21 protein-coding genes are annotated in these 22,534 nt (G+C 32.6%); 8 read left to right on the top strand and 13 right to left on the bottom strand.

Annotated elements, in window-relative coordinates; all coding sequences use genetic code 11:
• Window position 1: 1 nt before the first annotated feature.
• The gene (locus NH341_RS04490) at window positions 2-385 is read left to right on the top strand and encodes a DUF423 domain-containing protein (protein WP_253055764.1); all 384 of its coding nucleotides are present in this window, start codon (window positions 2-4) and stop codon (window positions 383-385) included.
• 42 nt (window positions 386-427) lie between these two features.
• Here the strand turns inward: NH341_RS04490 and NH341_RS04485 are convergent, their stop codons facing one another.
• From NH341_RS04485 to NH341_RS04460, 6 genes are all read right to left on the bottom strand, one after another.
• Window positions 428-1,918, bottom strand: coding sequence for a M48 family metallopeptidase (locus NH341_RS04485; protein ID WP_125343325.1), 1,491 nt, complete (start codon window positions 1,916-1,918; stop codon window positions 428-430).
• A gap of 13 nt (window positions 1,919-1,931) precedes the next feature.
• On the bottom strand, window positions 1,932-3,092 hold the full coding sequence (locus NH341_RS04480; RefSeq protein WP_196781605.1) for a DUF6882 domain-containing protein: 1,161 nt from the start codon (window positions 3,090-3,092) through the stop codon (window positions 1,932-1,934).
• A 20-nt stretch (window positions 3,093-3,112) separates the two neighbouring features.
• Entirely contained in the window at window positions 3,113-3,754 is a 642-nt protein-coding gene (locus NH341_RS04475; protein WP_159493270.1) for a hypothetical protein, read from the bottom strand.
• Window positions 3,755-3,787: 33 nt separating this feature from the next.
• Window positions 3,788-4,198 carry a hypothetical protein gene (locus NH341_RS04470; RefSeq protein WP_073181980.1) on the bottom strand — a complete coding sequence of 137 codons (411 nt, stop codon included), beginning with the start codon at window positions 4,196-4,198 and terminating at the stop codon, window positions 3,788-3,790.
• Between the two features lie 92 nt (window positions 4,199-4,290).
• Entirely contained in the window at window positions 4,291-5,040 is a 750-nt protein-coding gene (locus NH341_RS04465) for a LytTR family DNA-binding domain-containing protein (protein ID WP_047790718.1), read from the bottom strand.
• A 1-nt stretch (window position 5,041) separates the two neighbouring features.
• Window positions 5,042-6,877, bottom strand: a complete 1,836-nt coding sequence (locus NH341_RS04460) for a tetratricopeptide repeat protein (RefSeq protein ID WP_253055762.1) — start codon at window positions 6,875-6,877, stop codon at window positions 5,042-5,044.
• A gap of 163 nt (window positions 6,878-7,040) precedes the next feature.
• Between NH341_RS04460 and NH341_RS04455 the strand changes: the two genes are divergently transcribed.
• Window positions 7,041-7,493, top strand: a complete 453-nt coding sequence (locus tag NH341_RS04455; RefSeq protein WP_167713041.1) for a hypothetical protein — start codon at window positions 7,041-7,043, stop codon at window positions 7,491-7,493.
• Between the two features lie 70 nt (window positions 7,494-7,563).
• Here NH341_RS04455 and NH341_RS04450 read toward each other — a convergent pair whose 3' ends face one another.
• On the bottom strand, window positions 7,564-8,418 hold the full coding sequence (locus NH341_RS04450; protein ID WP_159493267.1) for an SdiA-regulated domain-containing protein: 855 nt from the start codon (window positions 8,416-8,418) through the stop codon (window positions 7,564-7,566).
• A gap of 326 nt (window positions 8,419-8,744) precedes the next feature.
• Between NH341_RS04450 and NH341_RS04445 the strand changes: the two genes are divergently transcribed.
• The 5 genes from NH341_RS04445 (at window position 8,745) to NH341_RS04425 (ending at window position 14,234) form a co-directional block, all read left to right on the top strand.
• Complete coding sequence (locus NH341_RS04445; RefSeq protein WP_253055760.1) at window positions 8,745-10,235, top strand: toxin VasX; 1,491 nt, start codon at window positions 8,745-8,747, stop codon at window positions 10,233-10,235.
• A gap of 138 nt (window positions 10,236-10,373) precedes the next feature.
• Window positions 10,374-12,083, top strand: a complete 1,710-nt coding sequence (locus NH341_RS04440) for a hypothetical protein (protein ID WP_253055759.1) — start codon at window positions 10,374-10,376, stop codon at window positions 12,081-12,083.
• Window positions 12,076-12,786 (top strand): hypothetical protein, encoded by a 711-nt coding sequence (locus tag NH341_RS04435; RefSeq protein ID WP_253055758.1) that lies wholly within the window; start codon window positions 12,076-12,078, stop codon window positions 12,784-12,786. Before NH341_RS04440 ends, NH341_RS04435 begins: the two co-directional genes overlap by 8 nt.
• A 13-nt stretch (window positions 12,787-12,799) precedes the next feature.
• Window positions 12,800-13,510: a hypothetical protein gene (locus NH341_RS04430; RefSeq protein WP_253055757.1), complete on the top strand. Its 711-nt coding sequence runs from the start codon at window positions 12,800-12,802 to the stop codon at window positions 13,508-13,510.
• Between the two features lie 58 nt (window positions 13,511-13,568).
• Window positions 13,569-14,234, top strand: a complete 666-nt coding sequence (locus NH341_RS04425) for a hypothetical protein (protein ID WP_253055756.1) — start codon at window positions 13,569-13,571, stop codon at window positions 14,232-14,234.
• 454 nt (window positions 14,235-14,688) lie between these two features.
• Here NH341_RS04425 and NH341_RS04420 read toward each other — a convergent pair whose 3' ends face one another.
• From NH341_RS04420 to NH341_RS04395, 6 genes are all read right to left on the bottom strand, one after another.
• Window positions 14,689-16,392: an alkaline phosphatase gene (locus tag NH341_RS04420; RefSeq protein WP_253055755.1), complete on the bottom strand. Its 1,704-nt coding sequence runs from the start codon at window positions 16,390-16,392 to the stop codon at window positions 14,689-14,691.
• Window positions 16,393-16,478: 86 nt separating this feature from the next.
• Window positions 16,479-17,330 carry a YgcG family protein gene (locus NH341_RS04415; protein WP_253055754.1) on the bottom strand — a complete coding sequence of 284 codons (852 nt, stop codon included), beginning with the start codon at window positions 17,328-17,330 and terminating at the stop codon, window positions 16,479-16,481.
• A gap of 22 nt (window positions 17,331-17,352) precedes the next feature.
• Window positions 17,353-17,790 carry a TPM domain-containing protein gene (locus NH341_RS04410; protein WP_159614232.1) on the bottom strand — a complete coding sequence of 146 codons (438 nt, stop codon included), beginning with the start codon at window positions 17,788-17,790 and terminating at the stop codon, window positions 17,353-17,355.
• A 4-nt stretch (window positions 17,791-17,794) separates the two neighbouring features.
• On the bottom strand, window positions 17,795-18,391 hold the full coding sequence (locus tag NH341_RS04405; RefSeq protein WP_159614234.1) for a LemA family protein: 597 nt from the start codon (window positions 18,389-18,391) through the stop codon (window positions 17,795-17,797).
• A 19-nt stretch (window positions 18,392-18,410) separates the two neighbouring features.
• Window positions 18,411-18,740, bottom strand: coding sequence for a MerR family transcriptional regulator (locus NH341_RS04400; protein WP_047790038.1), 330 nt, complete (start codon window positions 18,738-18,740; stop codon window positions 18,411-18,413).
• A gap of 21 nt (window positions 18,741-18,761) precedes the next feature.
• A complete protein-coding gene (locus tag NH341_RS04395; RefSeq protein WP_047790037.1) occupies window positions 18,762-19,730 on the bottom strand; it encodes a M23 family metallopeptidase in 969 nt (322 codons plus the stop codon).
• A 153-nt stretch (window positions 19,731-19,883) separates the two neighbouring features.
• Between NH341_RS04395 and alaS the strand changes: the two genes are divergently transcribed.
• The gene (alaS, locus tag NH341_RS04390; RefSeq protein ID WP_253055753.1) at window positions 19,884-22,499 is read left to right on the top strand and encodes an alanine--tRNA ligase; all 2,616 of its coding nucleotides are present in this window, start codon (window positions 19,884-19,886) and stop codon (window positions 22,497-22,499) included.
• Window positions 22,500-22,534: the final 35 nt, after the last annotated feature.

The following is a 22,534-nucleotide window of genomic DNA, read 5'->3' as shown; positions in this document are numbered from 1 at the left end:
CATGACACAACAAATTGTATTAATTACAGGAGCTTTATTTGGTATGCTTGCTGTAATATTTGGAGCTTTTGGAGCACATGCTTTAAAGAAAATTTTAAATGAAGAGCAATTAAAATCATTTGAAACAGGTGTAAAATATCAAATGTATCATGCACTCGTTTTATTATTCGTTGGAAGTTATTTTGACGCACCTAGCTCAGCAGTATATTACGCTTTTCTAATTGGAATTATACTGTTTTCCTTTAGCATTTATGGTTTAGTATTATCTGGCGCTAAAGGTAAAAAAATGACCTTTTTAGGTCCTATTACTCCTTTAGGAGGTCTACTACTTATTGTTGGATGGGTTCTTTTAATATATAACATAAGCCAAACCATACACAGTTAAATATGTATAGTTTGGCTAGCATGGTAAACAAAAATTATGTTATTAATCAACGCCTTGTGCGTCACTGATAATTCTATCAATAAATTCAGTTTTTATATATAGTTGCTTTGCTAAGTTATATAGCACCTCAACTTCTGAAGCATCTATGCTTCCATCAGCATAAGAAATAATAGATAAATCTCTTAGAATATTTAATTTTTGCATCACAGAAATTACGATATCTAATTCTTTAGCCAAAGCTATAATTTCATCAATAATATCTTGCTCTGTTAATCCTTTAATAGTTAACATACACTGAGCAAAAACCGATGGAGACACCACACTACTCAACGCCTGTATTTCAGAATCATCCACAACGCCATCTGCCTTTGAAATCATATAACCACCTAAGAACATAAAACGTTGAATTTTTTCTGAATGTTCAGTTTCATTTCCTAAGTCTTCTGGCTCCATTAACGACATAATTCGTTGTATTTCTAGCTCCATCGCTTCCTCTGTTATTTCTCCATTAATTTCAGGATTAAATAACTCGTACGTTTTACTCTTATTAAACAGCTCTAAAGCTTTAATACGAAGTGGGCTAAACGGGTGACTGCTATACCAATCTGACGGATCGTGTGTGTCATCATTTAAAACTTCTTCTAAATCTGAAAACTGATTGATATACTCGTTTAGTTTAAAATCTAAAGAATCAGAAGTTACTCCAGACGATAGCTTAAAGAATGTTCTCGCTGCTGCCTCAAAACTCTTACAGCATAATAAGCCAGCTCTATCTGCACTAATTTCAGCGTTACGATTCCATGCATATAACTTCATCGCATGAATTGGCGCTAAATCGTTTGCACCTTCGTCTAAAATATGTTTTACTGGATAATTAAAGTGTTCAAACAATACATGCCCTATTTCATGACCAATGACAAAAGCTAACTCGTCTTTTGTAAAACGTTCTAAAATTCCTGAAGTTAAAATAATATACAGTTTATCTTCATCTGGCGGATAACATGACGCATTGAATTTATCGTTTTGATACACAAAAAACTCAATATCAGCTTTCAATTTTAAAACCTCTTTACAATGCTCTCCAATTTCGTGAAGCACTGGAGCTAACATTTTTGTTAATCGTAAACTTGATTTCAACAAATGTCTTCTCGATTTAAAGACTGGATTGTTTTCTTTTATTCTTTCTAAGGTTTTTTGAATTAACTCATCTTCTTGAAACTCTAAAACGTAATCACGATCACCGTCATATACCAATGCGTTTAAGTCAATATCTGCTCTAGAATTATCATACACCTCTTGAATGTTTTCTGTTACATTTTTAAGGTTTAACTCGTTAATTTCTTCAATACGTTTAGTGTATTGTTCTGCTAATTCTTTAGCTACGTTTTGAAAATGAACACTTGCTTGGTGAATTAAATCGTTATCACCGTTCTGTTGTGCAAGATTCAAATCTTCCATCATCTTATTTTGCGCCTGAGTTAATGCGTCTTGATGCTCTTTTTCTAATTCTGATAGTGTGGTAGATTGATACATACTTTTTCTTTTTTTAAGCTCCTACAGGAACTGTTGAGTTAGACAGTTTTAGTAATCTTCCTTTTAGGTCAAAAATTCCTAAAATTTGATCTTCTCCTTTTTTAGCAACGATATTATTTCCTGATACCTCAACTTCATATCCTTTTTGAACTAAATAGCAAAACAATGCATGCTTGTGTTCAAAATCCATACGAGTAGTTGTTTTTGAGAAGTGTGAACAAATTAAAGCAGGAATGTTTATCTCTTTTTCATCAACTATATCCGTATATAATAATACATACACAGTAAGCCCTTTAAAAGGTAATGGTGCATAACAACTTGCCTGATTTACTCCTGTTGCTACGAATGAGAAATAATGTCCTGGATCGTGTTCTGTTTCTATTTTTGATGATAGTAAATCTTCTATTCCATGGCGTTCTCCTAAAGCTTTCATTTGTAATGAAGCTTCTAAAAATTGTTCTGGAATACCGCTTTGTTTATTTGCCCAAGCCCATAACCATGATTTTTCATTGTGAGAGTAGGTTCCTAATACCTGCATTTTAAAAGTTAAATCACCGTAGGTTACCGTTCCCTGAAGCATATCACAAGTCCAAGGTAAATCCTCAACAATATCTGCTAAGTTATCTTGCTTTTCAAAAGCTAAAGCTACATATTGGTTGTGCAACTGAGGTAAGCTCAACTTTATAGTGTTATCTACCTTCCCTCCTACAATATTATTTGGATTTTCTGTACTTTCAACACTAGCTTCACTTCCTGCAAATTCTTCTAAATGAGTTTCTAAAAGGTGTACAATTCTTTCTGTTTTTTCTTCCACCTTATCTGCATTCATAATTGGGCTGTGATTAATAGTTAACACCCCATCTACAAAAGTGATTGCTCTTTCTAAATTGTGCTCGTTATTTTCATTAACAATTTTTACTTCTTTTAATCCATTTTTTAGCAATTCTCCCCCAATTTCATCAATGTTTACAGCTTTGATTGCTTCAATTAACGGTTGAAAATATATTTTTGGAAACGTATCATTGTAAAGGTGAGAAAACTTATCTTCTACTAACGTATCCCATGCTATGTTTAATGATACATTAAATCCTGCTTTATTGTTTATTTCCGCTTCTAATGCTGGAAATGATTCGTTTTTAAATGTTTGAACTGCTCTTTTTTCTTTAAGACCCATTTTTTAATAATTTTAGTATTCTACAATATTTCTTCTATCTTTTCAACAAAAAGATGCTCTAACTCTTTTGGTAGAGCTTTGGTAATTTCAATACCAATTTTTAATACATTTCCTTCTTTACTTACCTGCAATTTTTCTGTATTAGTAATAGCTACAGTTTTTATTTCTTTCCATGCAGCTAATCCCATTTCATCCTCTATTATTAATTGTTTTGCTTTTAACAAACTAGTAATAACATCTTTACTATTTAATCGAGCGTTTGCTTCTTGCAATACTGATTTTTCTAACGATAAGTTGATTGTTGCATCTAGCAACGATTCTTGCTCTACAATCCATCTTTTTAATTGTAAAGTACTTATGGGCTCCTCTCCTAACGGGCGACTGATACTTCCTTTAGATAAAGAAACAGCTATTTTTTTAGGGTGTTTAATTCGTAAAACGGATACTTCTTGGAGGTCGAAAAACAATACTTCTTGTTCTTCGGTTTTCATACACACAAATGTTTGGTATTCTTCCTTAGCAACATCAACCACAAAACCTTCTATATAAACTCCATTTTTTAATGACAAAGCAACTTTTAGTTGTTTCTTTTCATTAAACATATCTTGAATTATAGCCGCTGGCGATTGCGCTTTAAATTGATTGATATAATCTGTTTCCATAGCAATTTTTATTTTTTGTTATATCTTATTAGACTATAAGTTGTTTTCTAATAAATCAACAAGTGCATCTGTTCTGTCTTGAACTTTATCTGCGTTTAAAATTGGGCTATGGTTTACTTGTAAAACTCCTTCTTCAAAAGTATAAGCATGCGTTGGGTTGTGGTGATCGTCTTTGTTGGTAATAACCACTTTCTTTAACGATTCTGCTAATGCTTCTTTTCCCATATCATCAGTTGCTATGGCTGAAAAAGCATCAATAAGTGGTTGGAAGTAAATTTTAGGGTAACTATCATCATATAAGTGTAAAAACTTATCTTCAAACATAGTGTCCCACTCTACATCTATTGTTACATCAAAACCTGCTGCATTGTTTATTTGTTCTTTTAATGCAGGATATTTTTCTTCTTGAAAAGCTTTTGTAAATCTTTTTTCTTTAAGTCCCATATGATTGTTTTTTTAAGGTTACTTTCTATTATTTACCTCAAAATTACAGGGAACTTTAGTACTCTTTTAATGAGTTTTATATGTGTTACTTTCTATTTTGTATTCGTATTAAAGTTCTCTAAAAACTGCTTTAAATACGTCTTCTTTCTTGATGATAAAGGAACGTTTTCACCACTTGATAATTTAACTGTATTGGCACTTACTGAAGCTAAATATTTTATATTAATTAAGTGAGATTGGTGTACCCTAGCAAAGGCATGTGTGCTTAAAATATTTTCGTAATACTTTAAATTTCTAGCACTCATTATTTTTTTATCTGTAGTATAAAAAACGGTATAACTTCCATCAGATTGGCAACGTACAATATCATCTACATGCAAAAAATGTTGCTCTTCAGTAGTTTTAATAAGCAATGTTTTTTGAGCTTCTTTTTTATCTAATTCACTTATTTTATGTAGCGCTTGTGTATATTTTTTATCTTTTTCAAATTCAGTTCTAAAACGACCTATACAAGCATTTAACTCATCAGAATCTATGGGTTTTAATAAATAATCTACCGTATCAAACTTAATTGCTTTTATAGCAAACTCATCGTAAGCTGTGGTAAAAATCATTTTAAAGTTTATGGTTTCTAAAGCTTCTAATATTTGAAAAGCATTTCCACCAATCAACTCAATGTCTATAAATACCAAGTCTAAATTGTTGTTACTTAAAAAATCTATAGCTTCATCTACATTATCAATTTTAGCTACAATTTCTATATCTTTTTGCGTGTATTGCAACAGCTTTGTTAAAGTGTTTAGCGCATTAAACTCATCTTCTATTATAGCCGCTTTTATCATTTTATAACTTTAATTTAAATACAACTTTTGTTCCTGATGGGTTTCCATCATTATCGTGTAAATCTTCTATTGTAAAAGATTTTTCTTCCCCTTTATTTCTTATCTGTAGTCTTTCAATAAAAATATCGGTAGCGTGTAAATCTTTTGCTATTTTTTCTTGACTCTTTTTTTGTTCTCTTCCTACTCCGTTATCTTCTATTTCAAAAAACAGCTCTTGTGCTGTTTTTCGAATATTGAGACTCAATATTCCTCCTGATTTCTTTTCTTTCAAACCATATTCAATAGCATTTTCTACAAAAGGTTGTAATAGCATTGGAGGTACTTTTACTTGTTTTGTATCACAGTTTTCAGAAATATGTATGTGATAACTAAAACTATTGTTAAAGCGTAATTGCTGTGTATCTATATAGTTATAAATCATAGCTAGTTCTTCTTCTAAACTAATTTCTTCTTTTCGAACATAATCAAAATTTTGTCGAATGAGTTTTGAAAACTTAGCTATATAGTTTGAAGATTTTACTGGGTTTCCTTCTAACGTTATGTTTTGTATCGCCGCTAAGGTGTTGAATATAAAGTGTGGATTCATTTGGGCTCTAAGCAATCGCTGTTCTAATTTAGATGCTTTATTGGCTGCTCTTAATTTATTATTGTATCCAATAAACAATGCTATAATTAAAATAAGTACCAACGAAACAATTACACTAATTCCTAACCACCAATTTTGTTTATTTATTTCTTTTTGATGTGTTAACGCTATTTCTTTTTCTTTTATTTTATAGTTTACATTGGCAAAATGAAGTAGTTTTTTATTTTGTTTTTTATTTTTTACCACCTCTATACTATCTCGTATGATTTGATGGTTAAGTGCTACTTCATACTGTTTTTTAAGTATGGCTATTGATATTAATTTATCTCGTATTTCTACTTCTTCTGAAAGGTTGTTTTTACTTTTGTAGATTGACATTGCCTTATTATAATTTACTGCTGCCGAATCTAACCTATTCGTTACCAAAAAAAGGGTTCCTAATCCTTTATACGGAGCTCCGTTAATTGTTTTAATTTTTTGGTTAAGTTTTACTGCTCCTCGTAAGAACTTCTCTGATTCTTCAAAACGTTTTGCTTCCAAATACGTATATCCAATATTATTAAGAACACTTACAATTGTCTTAGGGTCTTTTGCAGACTCACCCAAAGCCAATGCCTCTGAAAATTGTTCTAGGGCTTTGTTATATTGCTTTAACATTAAATAGACACCTGCAATATTACTTTTAATTGCTATAATTGAATTAGGATCATTTGGATCGGTAAATAATTCTTCAGACCTTTTTATGTAAAACAATGCCTGTTCGTAGTCTTTTAATATAAAATGAAGATTGAATAGCTGATTATTTGCCTTGGCTTGTAACCTTGTATTTTTTATTTTTTTCCCTATTTCTAAAGCTTCTAATGCGTACTTCTGAGCCTCCTCTAGCTCATTTAATTTCATACAAGTAGCACTTAATGTTATTAAGCTCCTACCTTTATTATAATCGTCTTTTAGTTTTGTAAATAACCTATACGTTTCTAAATGAATATTTTTAGCCTCTACTAATTTATCGTTTAAGTAAAATAATTCTCCTTTACTAAATAATAATAGCGCTTCGTTTTTAGAATTTTGTTTCTTTTCTAATAAACTATCAATTTTTCTTAACCCTTCATTGGGTTTTTGCTGAGAAATGCTATCAATAGTATATAAATATTCTTGTAGTTTTTTATCTACTTTATTTTTCGTACAAGCTGCAAAAAAAATACAAATACTAATAGCGTATAAAAAGTTGGTTCTGGTTACCAAAAACATTTTCTGTAAAAAATTAAGCAACTAAAGTAGTTATATATTTTTATTCTGCCTTCATCTCATTCACTTTAACAAAGCACTTATAAAATTAACATCTACGCATACAAAACATTTATAAAACAAAAATCTATTTTCTAAGATATTTGACTAAAATAAAATGATAAAAATGAGTACAGTTGAAACTATAGAAGAAGTTATTAAAACAGGATCTTGTGATTTAACAAGTTTTGAAAAGATTGAAGAGATTTCTAAACCTAAAGTTAGTATTGATGGAGCCTACCTATTAATTTATAATTGGCCAGATGATCCTAGTGGTGCTAATACTACTATTCACGTTGACCTTACTTATTTGTTTATACATAACAACCAAGAATACAAAGCTATTACAAGAACTAAATTTTATGATTTTGATGTTGCTAAGTTTGAAAACTTACCTAAAAAATACTTTATAACCGAATATCATAAATTGGTAGAGCAGGCTTTAATGTTATCTAAACAAACAATAGAAGAGAAGCTTGAAGAACCTTTAAGCTCTGTTATTCCGTTTAGTTTTAGTCGAGAAGACTCCATTTTATTGGCTATAAATGCGGGTTATTCTAGGCAAATAGATTACGTGTAAGTATTTAACAATATACAATTCCCCTCCCCTTTCCAGTTATCATTGCACATAGCTTTGGTAACTGTTTTTTTTAATCTTTTATTACAAATTCATATAGCTTGCTGTTTCCTCCTTTAGCGGCTTCATCAGTTATGTAAAGCGTTGTATTATTTTTAAAAGTAACTCCTTCTTTTTGAGAAACATGGTTAAAAGAATACTCTTTTACATCTCCGCTAAAAAAATCATCTTCTTTAAAATTGGCATATACTAATACGGATTGATGTGTTAACAAAACTACTTTTTGTTTATCAGGAGATATTGCTGCTGCTGTAATTGCACAATGTAAAGCATCGCAGTTTGTGTACTCGGAAATATATTTAGCAGTATACTCTCCTTTTGTTGCCGGAACTTTATACAACATTGTTTTACCTTGCTTATTTTTAACCCTACTTTTGGTAAAAATATACAGAAACCCATCTTTATAAATTAACGATTCTGCATCAAAAAAACGGTCTTTCTTTTTGGGCGGAAACTTGGTTTGATTGGGGTATGAAAATTGTATTTTTTCTACCTCAACATTGTCTCCTTTTAGCAATTCTTCTTCCTTAATTTTTAGAATTACTAAGTTCTTTCTTTTGTTATTATTGTTACCAAAATCGGCGATGTATATGTTTCCATTGGTATCAGAAGTTATGTCTTCCCAATCATGATTTTTTAATGCTAATGCCCTTTTTTGTAAAATTTTTCCTTGCGTACTAACTTTAAATAATTCCGCTGCATTACCACTATCGTTATGCATCCATAGTACATTTAAGTCGTTACTTTTCTCTACTCCAGAAACTTCTTTTAAATCTTCCGATAAGTACGACACTAGCTTCAGTTGTCCATAATTGGTACAACTGGTAATTAATAAAATGGTTAACAATGGTAATAATAGCTTTTTCATATCATAAGTTTTGTAGCTGTAAAAATAAAAAGATTTATGTTAAAATTCTTTCTTCCGTCCTAAACACCTCATCTCTTTATAACACATGAATTCCTTTAACAAAAACAACATTATTTATAAAAAAACAAACTTTTTTTGATTAATAAACTTTCTATCTATACATTTGAAACATCAAAAGAGTACTTATTTAAAAAATTGCTAGCGTGCTTTTTTGAAAAATTGTAATCCAAAAAAAATATTCTCCCCCTGTGCTATGCTGTAGCTATTATTGCTATGGTCATGTTTTTGCTATGCAAAAAACATGAAAAAAAAGAAAATAATAAATTATGAAAGAAAACATTGCATTAGAAAAAACGCAACAAAAAGACTCCTGTCAAAAAATTACTACCTACAGTTTTACTGCTCATTACAATGAAATTAGCAGTAAAGAACAACCCTCAATTATAACGGAACCACAAGGTGTTAGATTACACTTTTTACGTTTTGGCTTGTTTGACTATAATGTAGACCATAAAACATCCACCTATCATTCACCTGACACACAAGAGTTTTATAATAGTATCTTTTTAGATCAAAATAAAAAACCGGCAATTGGTAAAGTAGTTAAAGAAAAAGAAACTAACAATACTACAAAAAACCACAATACTCAAAAAGTTACAATTCCTTTAGGTGAGGTAGTTCTTGAAAACACAATTAAACTCCCCAAACTTGAGAATTTTTATATAGCTAGAACCCCATTACGTGCAGGGTATGTATATATGATTAATGAGAAGAACCCAAAAGATGATTTTAAAGAATTTAAAGTTGATGAGTTTGGGATGTTTGAAGAAATTGAATGGGAAAGAAATAAAGAAGATGGAAAATATCTAGATATTCGTAAAGCTACAGGAAAAAAGTTAATGTATAAAATACTCCAATCTAACGAGCAAACATATTGTTTAGCTTATTCACCTGTACAATGGAGTGTTAAATACGTTAATGAAATTTTAACCAGTGCCGAAAAAAGAGCCGAACAATGTACCACTAAATTTGTGTGCAAAGGACTGCCCAAAAACAAAGAATCGAAAGATGCAGCTGTAACACATTATAAAGAAACCAGTATTGTTGTTCCTAATAATCATCCTATGGCTCACAAATACAAAGATATTTTATACAGTATTGCAGCAGATGAAAAGCAACAAGAAAAAAGTGGAGATAACGAGTTACTTGAAGACCTCTTTATTACCTTAACTGACCCCATTGGTTGTGTCAATGATATTTGTTTTGGGGTACAAAGAGAAGTAACTAGACTCAAATCTATTGTTGCTGCATTAGAAACAGGAAACACAACAGAAAACGTTTTTAATCACTTATATTATAAGAAGAGTTTAACCAAACATTCAGAAAAACACATAAAGCAACATGTGTATTTACATCGTTTAGCACAAGCAACATATGATTTTGTATATAATGATAAAAAAAATATAGAAACATACGATTCTACTGATATTCCACTTTATGGTATTCCTTCATTGGGTAGAATTTTGCAAAAAATATCAACCGATAAAGAAGGTGTTAAGCGAGAGAAAGTAGAAAAAATATTAGCCGTTAAAGAACGTAAAGAACAACGAGAGATAATAAATAATTATCGAAACGATTTAGGTAATGTAATGCTTGCTGATTCTTATCAAAAAGCTAAAAAAAACTATTCTAATAGTATTGTTGATGTAATTGAAGATGGTAAAGAATTAACATTAGACCATTTTATTGTTTTAGGTGAATACCCTAATATTTATGACAATCATTTAGATTTGAATACAGTATTTAAACCTAACTAAGACAAATGGTTAAACTATATTAATAAAACGCTAGAAGATAAACCCGAAGTTTTTAAAAGCTCTGTAGAGTTACTCGAAAAAACAATTGATATTCATAACATGGCAAGGTTAAGCCTCGTAGGTAAAACATCAAGTGTTATGCGTAAAATGTTTAAAGCTTATGCTAAACACGGAGATTTTGAGCCTGGTTATGTTTCAAAAAAAATAAGTGGTAGAATTTCTTATTTTAGAAACAAAGGTGTACCAACATTTGTATTTAAACCTATTGCACAGTTTGACGAATTTCTTGTAAAAGAAGGTAAAGAACTTGCAAACAAACTCAATGGAGTAGATGTTAATCTTAAAAGGCACAAAAATAGTTGGCATTTAGAGTATGAACAGCGAATGAACCTTAAAACTACCGAACAATTTATAAAAGACGGTAAAGTAACCATAAACCTTAAAAACTTACCTAAACGCTTTGAAGCAGAAGCAATACGATTTAATGAATCAGGGGCATTAGCAGGTATTATTTTAGTGGTAGAAAGTTTCTTTTTAATGGAAGCCATTAATAAATGGAGAAAGGACGATAGTAGAGCTAGTTTAACCAATATGGTACTTGCCAGTATTAAACTAACTGCCGCATTAGGTCGCCTTGCTAAAGACACTAAAACATATGACAAACTTTTTAGGAAAGAATATGCTTCAAATTTAAAAATTTTAACAAGTGGTTTAACCATAGTAAGTTCATTTATCAGTGTTTTTAAAGGTTCAGCAAAAACTTATAATTCGTTTGTAAATCGTGATTATGATGCAATGCTTGTTAACTCGGGTATTGTAGGGCTTTCAGGAGTGTTTTTAGCGGCAGATGTTTCTGTGGCTGTTGTAGAACTTGGCTTTTCAGGTTTTTTCGCTTTAGGTTTTGTGCCAGCACTTTTAATTGGTGGAGGAATTTTATTATTAGTGTATCTAAATCAAAAATATTTTACCGATACACAATTAGAAGCCTATTTTAAGAACTTTCCGTTAAGCGATTACACGCTGTTGCCAAAATACAATGAACTTTCTTATGATTACAAACAACGCCTATTGGGTAATATTGAAAATGCTATTACGGGTGACCCCAATAAATACCAACAATTTAAAGACCTTGAAGTTGCTTTTGTAGAGTTAAGCGATTTATTTTTTGGTATGGTTATTCAGCGAGAAGCATTAGTATCACATGAAGAAGTAGAACGTATTATAAACAGACATTATAACTCAAAAGCTGATATCTTTAGTATTTTTTGCAATACTTTTAAAGCCAATATTTTTACAACAAGCGTTGTACAAAGCCCTGATGATTTAGATGTTAAGGCTTGGTATTACCCTTATGGTATTAAGACTAATGGTAAGCGTGTTGAAATTGATACATTTCTCTTCGATTTTCCTAAACCTGACCCTTACAACTTTAGAAAAACCCAACCCATACCCAAATGTACTATCGAATTTCAAGTACCACAAGCCTATCGTTATTACCCAAATAATAATAGTTATTTTTATTTTGGTGGGCATGAATATGCCAATGCAGAAATTTTATTAGCAGTTCGTGTAATAAACGATGTAGCAACGAATGATTATAGTCCTGCACCGCTTAAAAACAAAGCACGTTATAAATTTATACATTTTACTATTGCGCAACAAGATATGGCTATTATGGTCAATACCTATAAATGGCTAAGTTATAAAACACACTTTGCACCCCATAAAAATAATAATACAAGCGTTAAACCGAATATACTAACTCACGAACAAGTTGCACATAAAAATACTATTTTTGAATTAGAATATTTACATCATATACATACTTACACCCCTAAAAATGAGTAAACACCACCAACCTTTTAAAATTTTAACTCAACCTACTTTGGTAAATGTAGAAGATGTTTACCCAAACAAAGGAGTGTTAGTTAAAGAAGCTACTGATAAGTTTTATAAAATAAATCAAATGGGACTACCAAAAGTATATGGTTTTTTTGGATTACTTATACTAGGTTTTGGGTTAGTACTTTTAAGATATGAACATACTGGATTTTGGGAATATTTTCAAACATATTCCTTAATTTTAATAGGTTCCTTTTTATTTATTTATCGTCTTACAGTTAAAAGCAAACATAAAGAGCTGGTATTAGACAGGTTAAATGGTACGGTTAGTTATCCTGATTTTTTTTATAGCAAACCTTTACAAGGTAAGTTTTCAGAACTAAAAGCGGTAATCTCTATTAGTGGAGATATTGATGGTGCTCCAGGTGATGAAAAACTAAAGTTTGTAAATACCTTTAGACCTCGAAAAATAGATATTTTACGTACTATTAGTTACGATGACCCTTACCAAGAATGGAGCTTGTATGTCTGGTATATGGATAAAAACCGCCCCTTGCCACCAGGTACTGCTTTTGACCCATATAGACAGCAAGACTTTGAACGCAGAAAAGCATTAGGCTTTCCAAGACCATTGTATAAAAGTACCATACCAACACCTGAATTTACGAAAGAACAACAAGCGGAGCGTAGGCGCATTGCAGGATGGTAAATAGTTGTAAAAAATGAGCAAACACCACCAACCTTTTAAAATTTTAACCTCACCTACTTTGGTAAATGTAGAAAGAGTATATCCTAGTAGAAAATATGTTATTAAAGAAGCTAACGATAAGTTTTATAGAACAGATGAAATGACGTTACCAAAAGTATATGGTTTTTTTGGATTACTTGGTATATTTTGTGGGGTTTGGTTATTTAATAGTAATGATATAGATATTTATTACGGTTCTTTGTCTGTTTTGATGATATTAGTCGGTTCCTTTTTATTTATTTATCGTCTTACGGTTAAAAGCAAACATAAAGAGTTGGTATTAGACAGGTTAAATGGTATCGTTAGTTACCCCGATTCATTTTATGGAAAACCTTTACAAGGTAAGTTTTCAGAACTAAAAGCGGTAATCTCTATTAGTGGAGATATTGATGGTGCTCCAGGTGATGAAAAACTAAAGTTTGTAAATACCTTTAGACCTCGAAAAATAGATATTTTACGTACTATTAGTTACGATGACCCTTACCAAGAATGGAGTTTATTTGTCTGGTATATGGATAAAAACCGCCCCTTGCCACCGGGTACTGCTTTTGACCCATACAGACAACAAGACTTTGAGCGCAGAAAAGCATTAGGCTTTCCAAGACCTTTGTATAAAAGCACCATACCAACACCTGAATTTACGAAAGAGCAACAAGCGGAGCGCAGGCGCATTGCAGGATGGTAAATAGTTGTAAAAAATTAGCAAACACCACCAACCTTTTAAAATTTTAACTCAACCTACTTTGGTAAATAAAGAAGATGTTTACCCAAACAAAGGAGTGTTAGTTAAAGAAGCAAACGATAAGTTTTATAGAATAGATGAAATGGCGTTACCAAAAGTATATGGTTTTTTTGGATTACTTGGTGTATTTATAGGTTCTTTTGGTTTAACTCTTAAAACTATTAGCTTTGGAAGCTATATTGCATATTATTCTCTAATTTTAATAGGTTCCTTTTTATTTATTTATCGTCTTACAGTTAAAAGCAAACATAAAGAATTGGTATTAGACAGATTAAATGGTACTGTTAGTTACCCCGATTCGTTTTATGGAAAACCTTTACAAGGTAAGTTTTCAGAACTAAAAGCAGTAATCTCTATTAGTGGAGATATTGATGGTGCTCCAGGTGATGAAAAACTAAAGTTTGTAAATACCTTTAGACCCCGAAAAATAGATATTTTACGTACTATTAGTTACGATGACCCTTACCAAGAATGGAGTTTATTTGTCTGGTATATGGATAAAAATCGCCCCTTGCCACCAGGTACTGCTTTTGACCCATACAGACAGCAAGATTTTGAACGTAGAAAAGCATTAGGCTTTCCAAAACCATTGTATAAAAGTACCATACCAACACCCGAATTTACGAAAGAGCAACAAGCGGAGCGCAGGCGCATGTCGGGATGGTAGTTTTTTTACAAGAATATACTCTCGAAAACTTGTATTACATATTGAAGCGCATGCAACACTTTCAGAAAATGAAGCCTACCCAACCTTACTTAATGAGATTGATGTGTTGGCTAAGCAATATAATTTGGTAGTAGATAACAGGTCTAAATCTAGTACTCCAACTATCGAAGAAGTATAACATTAGTTGATTTCGTATTTCTTTTATAGCATACAAAAAGGCTCCTGAATAACTCAGGAGCCTTTTAATATATTGGTAATGCTATGTAAACGTTGTACATTTTGAGTAAAATTTGTCAATTCGAGTGAATTTTGCGGGTAAAAACCCGTAAAATTAGTATCGAGAATAAAATTTTACAACTTAGATTGTTGTTCTCGATACGATTTTCTATCGAAAATCACTCGAACAGACATTCTTTTGGCTAAAAACTTCAAAAATGCACAACAGGTTATGTAATTATAAGGTTACTGTTTTTCCTATACTATTCGAATAGGTTTTGTTGGTAACAGTATCAACAAAGTTCCAGTCTGTTTGTATACCTGCTGCTGTTACTGTAAGTTTCATATAGCCTCTTTGAGAGAAATTACTGTATTGTAAATCATCTATTAACAAGCCTAAAGCGCCTTCTAATTCTGTTGCAGATGCTCCTAAGTAAGTTTCTAATCCTGGTGATGATACTGAACTTGTAGCTACCTCTACGGCTACTTTTTCTCCAGAATTATCTTTTAAATCGCTATACCACGCATTGTGAGTGTCTCCTGCCAGCACTACTACATTTTTACTTTTAAAGCTCGCTAAAATGCGTTCTCTCTCCATAAAATAACCATCCCAAGCATCTAAGTTATATGGTAATACGGTTTGTACTCTTGCTTTTTCTTCTGCTGTTAACGTAGGGTCGTTTTGTAAAACTCTTGTTTTAATCGTTACTAATTCTGTTATCGTTTTTTTAAATTGATTAAAAGTTGCTTCACTTGCCCCACCTGTTGCCGATGCTTCTGCCACCACTGTTGCTAACAGTGTTAATAATTCAGCAGGAACTAACATTTTTCCCATTAAAACTTGCTGTCCTATTAGTTGCCATGTACTATTGCTTGCTGCTAATTCACTTTCTAACCATCCTAATTGGGTAGTTCCTAAAAGGGTACGTTGTGGGTTTAACCATGCTTGCTGAAAAGCTGTTGCATCAAACGCTCCTTTTTCATCATAATACGCTGAATATTCTAGCTGCTTATCTCTACCAACAATACGCGTATCTAACATAATTAAATCTATCAAACTTCCAATTTTCAAGTTTCTGTAAATAATTGAATTATCTACCAAATTCGTCATGTTAGGTAAGTATTCGCTATACGCTTTTAAGGCACTTTGTTTTCTTGAAGTAAAGCTTCCTTCATTTTCTTGATGGTTTTCCGCTCCGTCTTTATACGCATCGTTAGTTACCTCATGGTCATCCCAAACACAAATAAAAGGTTTGGTTCTGTGCAATTCTTTTAATTGCTCGTCTGAACGGTATTGGCGGTAACGGGTGCGATAATCGTCTAACGAAATAATTTCTCCTTTTGGCTCTGGTGTTCTAAACGAACCGTAAGTGTTCTCTCCGTATTCGTATATATAATCTCCTAGGTGGATGACAACATCTGCATCAGATTTTTTTATTTCTTCATATACGTTAAAGTAACCGTAGGCAAAGTTTGCACAAGATGCTACTGCTAGTTTTACTTCACTAATTGATTCGCTAAATGTTAGGGTTTCTCCTATTGGTGATGTTGCTTTATCGTCAACACTTACAAAACGGTAGTATAGTTTTTGTCCTGCATCTAAGTCTTTAATTTCAACAGCTACGGTAAAATCTCTTGAAGCGTCGGTAGTTACTTCTGCTTGACGAACAATATTTTTAAAATTTTTGTCTTTTGCGAGTTGCCAAACTAAGGCTGCTGAAGCGTTTTGCGTGGTGTAACGAGTCCAGATAATAACTTGCGAGTTTGTGGGGTCAAAACTAGCAACTCCTTGCTCAAAGTTTTTTTCTGCTAAGTTACCTGGAATAGGTAGCTCATCAATATCATCATCTTTACAACTAATAAAGTTAGGGACTAAAAGTAGTCCTCCAGTTGCTAATAATGAGTTTCTTAAAAAGCTTCTTCTTTTAATGTTAGTCTTCATACATAGGGGTCTTTTAATTTCCCTGCATAAGTACTATTTCAACGTTGCTTTAACGTTAACTAACCTTTACCAAATAAATGAAGTTACTACCAGCCTCCTGTGGCTCCACCACCACCAAAGCCTCCGCCGCCGAAACCTCCGCCGAAGCCGCCTCCGCCTCCAAAGCCTCCTGACGATCCTCCACCGAAGCTTCCACCGCCAAAACCGCCTCTACCTGCATTGCTTAAAATAATGGTTTCTAAAAGACCTCTTGCTACATGCGATTTTCTGTAGCCTCTTCCTCCACCTCCACGGTTTCCTTTACTTCCGCTTGAGATAATGATAAAGAATACTACTAGAATGATGATAAAGATAATAAAGCTAAAATCTGTTTTTTTAGATTGCTTTCTAGCACCTTTGTATTCACCACTCATTACTTTAAAAACAGCATCTACTCCACTGTTTAACCCAGCATAATAGTCTCCTTGTTTAAAGTAAGGAATAATGTCGTACTCTATAATTTGTCTAGAAACATAATCGGTTAATAGGTGCTCGGTTCCATAACCTGTTCGTATCGTTACTTTACGATCATCTTTTGCTAATAATACAAACACTCCGTTATCTTGCTCTTTGCTTCCTCCTATTCCCCATTCATGTGCCCAATTGGTAGCTAAATACCCTATTTCTTCTCCTTCAGTAGATTTTATAATTGCTACTACTACTTGTGTTGAAGTAGTGTCGGCATATTTAATTAGCTTATTTTCTAAGCTTGCTTTTTGACTGGGTGATAAAAGATTGATATAATCGTAAACACTCGTTTGCTCTTTAGGTGTCTCAGGAATTTGAAACCCTTGTGAGAAAAGAGTGTGTCCGCATAAAAATGCAATAAAAAAAAGAACAACTTTTACGTTTTGTAACTTACTTGTTCTTTTATATAATGACGTTATATTTTTTATCATATTTCTTCCTTCTATGAAGGTTTTAGCCTTTTGATATTTCGTTGCTTAGCTCATCTTTATCATCGGTAGTCCACGGAAAGTGAGCTTGTAATTCTTTTCCTGCTTTTAGCACACCATCTATAATTCCTTGTTTAAAGTTTCCTTGTTTAAATTGGTTTTGGATGGCTTCTTTGGTTGTTTCCCAAAAGTTATCAGGAACTACGTTGTTAATACCTTCATCGCCAAAAATTACAAATTTATGATCGTCAACAGCAATGTACAATAACACACCATTTCGTTGTTGGGTATTAAACATTTTTAGCATTTGAAATACTTCTAGTGCTCGGTCGTAGTGAGAACCTTCCGTAGTTCTCTCTATATGTACACGAATTTCACCAGAAGTATTTCGCTCTGCTTGTCGAATAGCCTGAACGATTTCCTCTTCTTCTTTGGCAGTAAGAAAATCTTCTACGTTAGACATATTGTTAGAATTTAAAATCTACATCTACAGCTTTTTCTGAACCTGCATCAGCCTTGTAACGTGCCATTTCAGTTAAGTTAAACATCCCCGCTAGCAAGTTACCAGGAAACATTTTAATATGCTTGTTATATTTATTAACGCTTTCGTTATAACGATCACGTGCTACGTTAATTCTGTTTTCTGTTCCTTCTAACTGACTTTGTAATTCTAAAAAGTTTTTATTTGCTTTGATATCTGGATAACGCTCTACAGATACTAATAACTTAGATAAAGCTCCGCTTAACCCTGTTTGTGCTTGTTGAAATTGTGCCATTTTCTCTGGCGTTAAATCTCCTGCATTTATATTTACTGAGGTTGCTTTTGCTCTTGCGTTAATTACGTCTGTTAACGTGCTTTTTTCAAAATCGGCAGCTCCTTGTACCGTTTTTACTAAGTTGCCAATTAAGTCGTTTCTTCGTTGGTAAGAGCTCTCTACATTAGACCATGTAGTTTTAGCGTCTTCTTGGTATGTTACTGCTGTATTATAAAATCCTTTTGCCCATGAATAAATTCCAAATACTAGAACTCCTATAATAATTAAAGGCACTAACCATTTTTTCATAATTTTTGATTTTTTGTAATTATAATTGATTTTTAATTTTAATTAATTCTGCTTTTACAGTTTCTAATCTACTAATAATTTCCTGATTATTTAAGACTCCCTCTGGGTTTTTCTTTAGTTTTTGTTTTGCGCCATCTAAGGTAAAACCTCTTTCTTTTACAAGGTTGTAAATAATTTTAAAGTTTTTTACGTCTTCTTGTGTAAACAATCGATCGCCTTTGGCATTTTTTTTAGGATTGATGATTTCAAACTCTTTATCCCAAAATCGTATAAGTGAACTATTCACCCCAAAAGCTTTAGCAACTTCTCCTATTTTATAATATCGTTTATCGGGTAAGTCTACATACATTTTTCACAGCTTGTTACGTGTTTAGTCATACGACTGACCTTTTTGTTGCGAAGCTTTTTGCATGGCTACAAATTCTTCTGGAGTTAAATCTCCGTAGTAATAGTAAATAGGATTTACAGGTCTACCATTTTTATGTACTTCGTAGTGTAAATGTGGTGCTGCAGAACGTCCTGTATTTCCTACATACCCTATTAAATCACCACGTTTTACTTTTTGTCCTTTCTTGGCAAGTATTTTACTCATGTGAGCATAGACAGTTTCGTAACCATATCCATGGTTTATGTAAACTACTTTACCAAAAGTAGAGCTTCTATGTGCTTTTTTTACAATACCGTTTCCTGATGCAAAAATTGGTGTACCCGTAGGTGCTGTAAAATCCATTCCATTATGCATACGCCACGACTTTAATATAGGGTGCAAACGCATACCATAACCTGATGCCATTCTTTTTAAATCTTGATTTTTTACTGGCTGAATAGCAGGTATTGAAGCCAACATTTTTTCTTTTTCTTTAGCTAGCTCAACAATTTCATCTAACGATTTAGATTGTACTACCATTTGCTTTGATAAAATATCTAACTCTTTTGTTACCTTTTTTACCATTGAGCTATTATCAAAACCATCTAAGTGTTTATACCTGTTTACACCACCAAAACCTGCTTTTCGTTGCTCTTCTGGTATTGGACTTGCCTCAAAGTATGTTCTATAAATATTGTTATCTCTTTCTTGTAAATCGGTTAAGATTTGAGCACTTTCTTCCATTTTTTTAGAAAGCAACTCGTAATGTAATTTTAAGTTTTCTAATTCTCTCTTTTGAGCACGCTCTTTTGGAGACATTAAAAACTGGCTAAAACCTATAAAACCGAAAAAAGCAATTAATAAAAAACTAAGTAGTCCCAAGATAGTTTTCTTATATTTTTCACTTCTTTTAACCTCTATCTTTCTATATGATAAAGTGTCTGGGTCATAATAATATTTTACTTTTGCCATAATGCTAAATGTACTATTTTTGTGCTTTTTAAATGAAGCATCCTAAGGGGATGTACAATTTGAAAACTCACAAATTTACAAAATCTTTTAAAACTTCTTTTTACAAGAGGTTTTTTAAATATATTTTAACAAAACACAGATACCCAGAGTTGTATGAAATCTCAAGATATTAGAGCTAAATTTTTAGATTTTTTTAAATCAAAACAACACGAAATAGTTCCTTCAGCACCTATGGTGTTAAAGAACGATCCTACTTTAATGTTTACCAACGCTGGTATGGTGCCATTTAAAGAGTTTTTCTTAGGAAACTCAACTCCTAAAAATGGTAGAATTTCTGATAGCCAAAAATGTTTACGTGTTTCTGGTAAACACAACGATTTGGAAGAGGTTGGTTACGATACTTACCACCACACCATGTTTGAGATGCTAGGTAACTGGAGTTTTGGTGATTATTTTAAGAAAGAAGCTATTGCTTGGGCTTGGGAATTATTAACTGAAGTTTACAAAGTAGATAAAGACATTTTGTATGTAACTGTTTTTGAAGGTGACGAGAGTGACGGTACAAAAATGGATCAAGAGGCTTACGATATTTGGAAACAGTACATTGCTGAAGATCGCATCTTAATGGGTAACAAAAAAGATAACTTCTGGGAAATGGGTGAACAAGGTCCTTGTGGTCCGTGTTCTGAGATTCATGTTGATATTCGTTCTGCTGAAGAAAAAGCTAAGGTTGATGGAAAATCGCTAGTAAACGAAGATCATCCTCAGGTTGTTGAAATCTGGAACTTGGTATTCATGCAATACAATCGTAAAGCTGATGGTTCTCTAGTAGAACTTCCAGCGAAACATATCGATACTGGTATGGGATTTGAGCGTTTATGTATGGTATTACAAGGTGTTCAATCTAACTACGATACTGATGTATTTACTCCTTTAATTAGAGAGATAGAAACAATTACTGGTGCTAAGTACGGAAAAGATGAAAAAATTGATATTGCTATTCGTGTAGTTGCTGATCACGTTCGTGCTGTTGCTTTTGCGATTGCAGATGGTCAGCTACCTAGTAATAACGGTGCAGGTTATGTAATACGTAGAATTTTACGTCGTGCTATTCGTTACGGATTTACTTTCTTAAACCAAAAAGAGCCTTTTATTTATAAGTTAGTAGAAACCTTAGCACATCAAATGGGAAGTGCATTCCCTGAAATTAGAAAACAAAATACTTTGGTACACAATGTAATTAAAGAAGAAGAAACTTCTTTCTTACGTACATTGGATCAAGGACTATTATTATTAGATCAAGTTATTGCAACTACTAATGGTAAAACTGTATCTGGTAAACGTGCTTTTGAATTATATGATACTTACGGATTCCCTCTTGATTTAACGCAGTTAATCGCTCGTGAAAAGGGGTATGAAATTAATGAAGAGGAATTTAATGCTGGTATGAAAGCTCAAAAAGAGCGTTCTCGTGCAGCTTCTGCTAGTGAAACGGGTGATTGGGTTACTTTATTAGATGATGATGTTGAAGAGTTTATCGGGTACGACATATTAACTACTAATGTAAAACTAACTCGCTACAGAAAAGTTAGTACCAAAAAAGGCGGTGACCAATATCAACTGGTATTCAACATGACTCCTTTTTATCCAGAAGGTGGTGGACAGGTTGGTGACAAAGGATATATTGAATCTCCTAATGGTGATATTATTTATGTGCTTGATACCAAAAAAGAGAACAATGTTATCATTCATTTCACAAAGAATTTACCTAAAAACTTACACGAAACTTTTAAGGCTGTTGTAAATAAAGAACATAGAAGTTTAGCTGCTAGTAATCACTCAGCTACTCACTTATTACACCAAGCGTTACGTACTATTTTAGGAGACCATGTAGAACAAAAAGGTTCATTGGTGAGTCCTGATTATTTACGTTTTGACTTTTCTCACTTTTCTAAAGTAGACAATGATCAACTAGAAGCTGTTGAAGAGTTTGTAAACGCTCGTATTCGTGAAAATCTTCCATTACAAGAGCAAAGAAATATACCAATGCAACAAGCTATTGACGAAGGTGCTGTAGCTTTATTTGGAGAAAAGTATGGAGATAGTGTTCGTACCATCCGTTTTGGACAATCTATGGAATTATGTGGAGGTACGCACGTACAACAAACTGGTGATATTTGGTATTTCAAAATAAAATCGGAAGGTGCTGTTGCTGCTGGTATTCGTCGTATTGAAGCAATTACTAATGTAGCTGTTGGCGATTACTTTGAAGATGTTGAGCGCAACTACGATGCAGTAAAACAATTATTGAAAAACCCTAAAGACGTTGCTAAATCAGTAAGTAGTTTACAAGATGAAAATGCTGCTTTAAAAAAGCAAGTTGAGCAACTATTAAAGGATAAAGCTAAAAACATGAAAGGCGAACTTAAAAACCAATTACAAGAGGTAAATGGAGTTCAGTTTTTAGCAACTAAAGTAGATTTAGATCCTAACAGCATTAAAAACTTATTATTTGAGTTAGGAGGAGAAGTTAACAATTTATTTGTGGTATTTGCTACCGCTCCTTCTGCTGAAAAAGCAATGTTAACGTGTTATATTTCTAAAGATTTGGCTAATGAAAAAGGCTATGATGCTGGAAAGGTAGTTAGAGAATTAGGAAAGCTAATCCACGGTGGTGGTGGTGGACAAAATTTCTTCGCAACCGCTGGTGGTAAAAACCCTGGAGGAATTCCAAAGGCATTAGAGAGAGCAAAAGACTATATTGCTTAATATATACTAAAAAGGTTCAGAAAATTCTGAACCTT

The sequence above is a fragment of the Tenacibaculum sp. XPcli2-G genome (genome assembly GCF_024124505.1).
Lineage (GTDB): Bacteria > Bacteroidota > Bacteroidia > Flavobacteriales > Flavobacteriaceae > Polaribacter > Polaribacter mesophilus.
The sequence above is the reverse complement of the archived record's forward strand: the minus strand, read 5'-3'. Positions and strand labels throughout refer to the sequence as shown.

Excerpts from the sequence above, each read along its gene's own strand:
- NH341_RS04445 (WP_253055760.1), top strand. The coding sequence starts at position 8,745 with ATGAAAGAAAACATTGCATTAGAAAAAACGCAACAAAAAGACTCCTGT.
- NH341_RS04475 (WP_159493270.1), bottom strand. The coding sequence starts at position 3,754 with ATGGAAACAGATTATATCAATCAATTTAAAGCGCAATCGCCAGCGGCT.
- NH341_RS04410 (WP_159614232.1), bottom strand. The coding sequence starts at position 17,790 with ATGTCTAACGTAGAAGATTTTCTTACTGCCAAAGAAGAAGAGGAAATC.
- NH341_RS04440 (WP_253055759.1), top strand. The coding sequence starts at position 10,374 with ATGCGTAAAATGTTTAAAGCTTATGCTAAACACGGAGATTTTGAGCCT.
- NH341_RS04455 (WP_167713041.1), top strand. The coding sequence starts at position 7,041 with ATGAGTACAGTTGAAACTATAGAAGAAGTTATTAAAACAGGATCTTGT.
- NH341_RS04420 (WP_253055755.1), bottom strand. The coding sequence starts at position 16,392 with ATGAAGACTAACATTAAAAGAAGAAGCTTTTTAAGAAACTCATTATTA.
- NH341_RS04405 (WP_159614234.1), bottom strand. The coding sequence starts at position 18,391 with ATGAAAAAATGGTTAGTGCCTTTAATTATTATAGGAGTTCTAGTATTT.
- NH341_RS04415 (WP_253055754.1), bottom strand. The coding sequence starts at position 17,330 with ATGATAAAAAATATAACGTCATTATATAAAAGAACAAGTAAGTTACAA.
- NH341_RS04480 (WP_196781605.1), bottom strand. The coding sequence starts at position 3,092 with ATGGGTCTTAAAGAAAAAAGAGCAGTTCAAACATTTAAAAACGAATCA.
- NH341_RS04400 (WP_047790038.1), bottom strand. The coding sequence starts at position 18,740 with ATGTATGTAGACTTACCCGATAAACGATATTATAAAATAGGAGAAGTT.
- NH341_RS04465 (WP_047790718.1), bottom strand. The coding sequence starts at position 5,040 with ATGATAAAAGCGGCTATAATAGAAGATGAGTTTAATGCGCTAAACACT.
- NH341_RS04490 (WP_253055764.1), top strand. The coding sequence starts at position 2 with ATGACACAACAAATTGTATTAATTACAGGAGCTTTATTTGGTATGCTT.
- NH341_RS04430 (WP_253055757.1), top strand. The coding sequence starts at position 12,800 with ATGAGCAAACACCACCAACCTTTTAAAATTTTAACCTCACCTACTTTG.
- NH341_RS04450 (WP_159493267.1), bottom strand. The coding sequence starts at position 8,418 with ATGAAAAAGCTATTATTACCATTGTTAACCATTTTATTAATTACCAGT.
- NH341_RS04485 (WP_125343325.1), bottom strand. The coding sequence starts at position 1,918 with ATGTATCAATCTACCACACTATCAGAATTAGAAAAAGAGCATCAAGAC.
- NH341_RS04470 (WP_073181980.1), bottom strand. The coding sequence starts at position 4,198 with ATGGGACTTAAAGAAAAAAGATTTACAAAAGCTTTTCAAGAAGAAAAA.
- NH341_RS04435 (WP_253055758.1), top strand. The coding sequence starts at position 12,076 with ATGAGTAAACACCACCAACCTTTTAAAATTTTAACTCAACCTACTTTG.
- NH341_RS04460 (WP_253055762.1), bottom strand. The coding sequence starts at position 6,877 with ATGTTTTTGGTAACCAGAACCAACTTTTTATACGCTATTAGTATTTGT.
- NH341_RS04395 (WP_047790037.1), bottom strand. The coding sequence starts at position 19,730 with ATGGCAAAAGTAAAATATTATTATGACCCAGACACTTTATCATATAGA.
- alaS (WP_253055753.1), top strand. The coding sequence starts at position 19,884 with ATGAAATCTCAAGATATTAGAGCTAAATTTTTAGATTTTTTTAAATCA.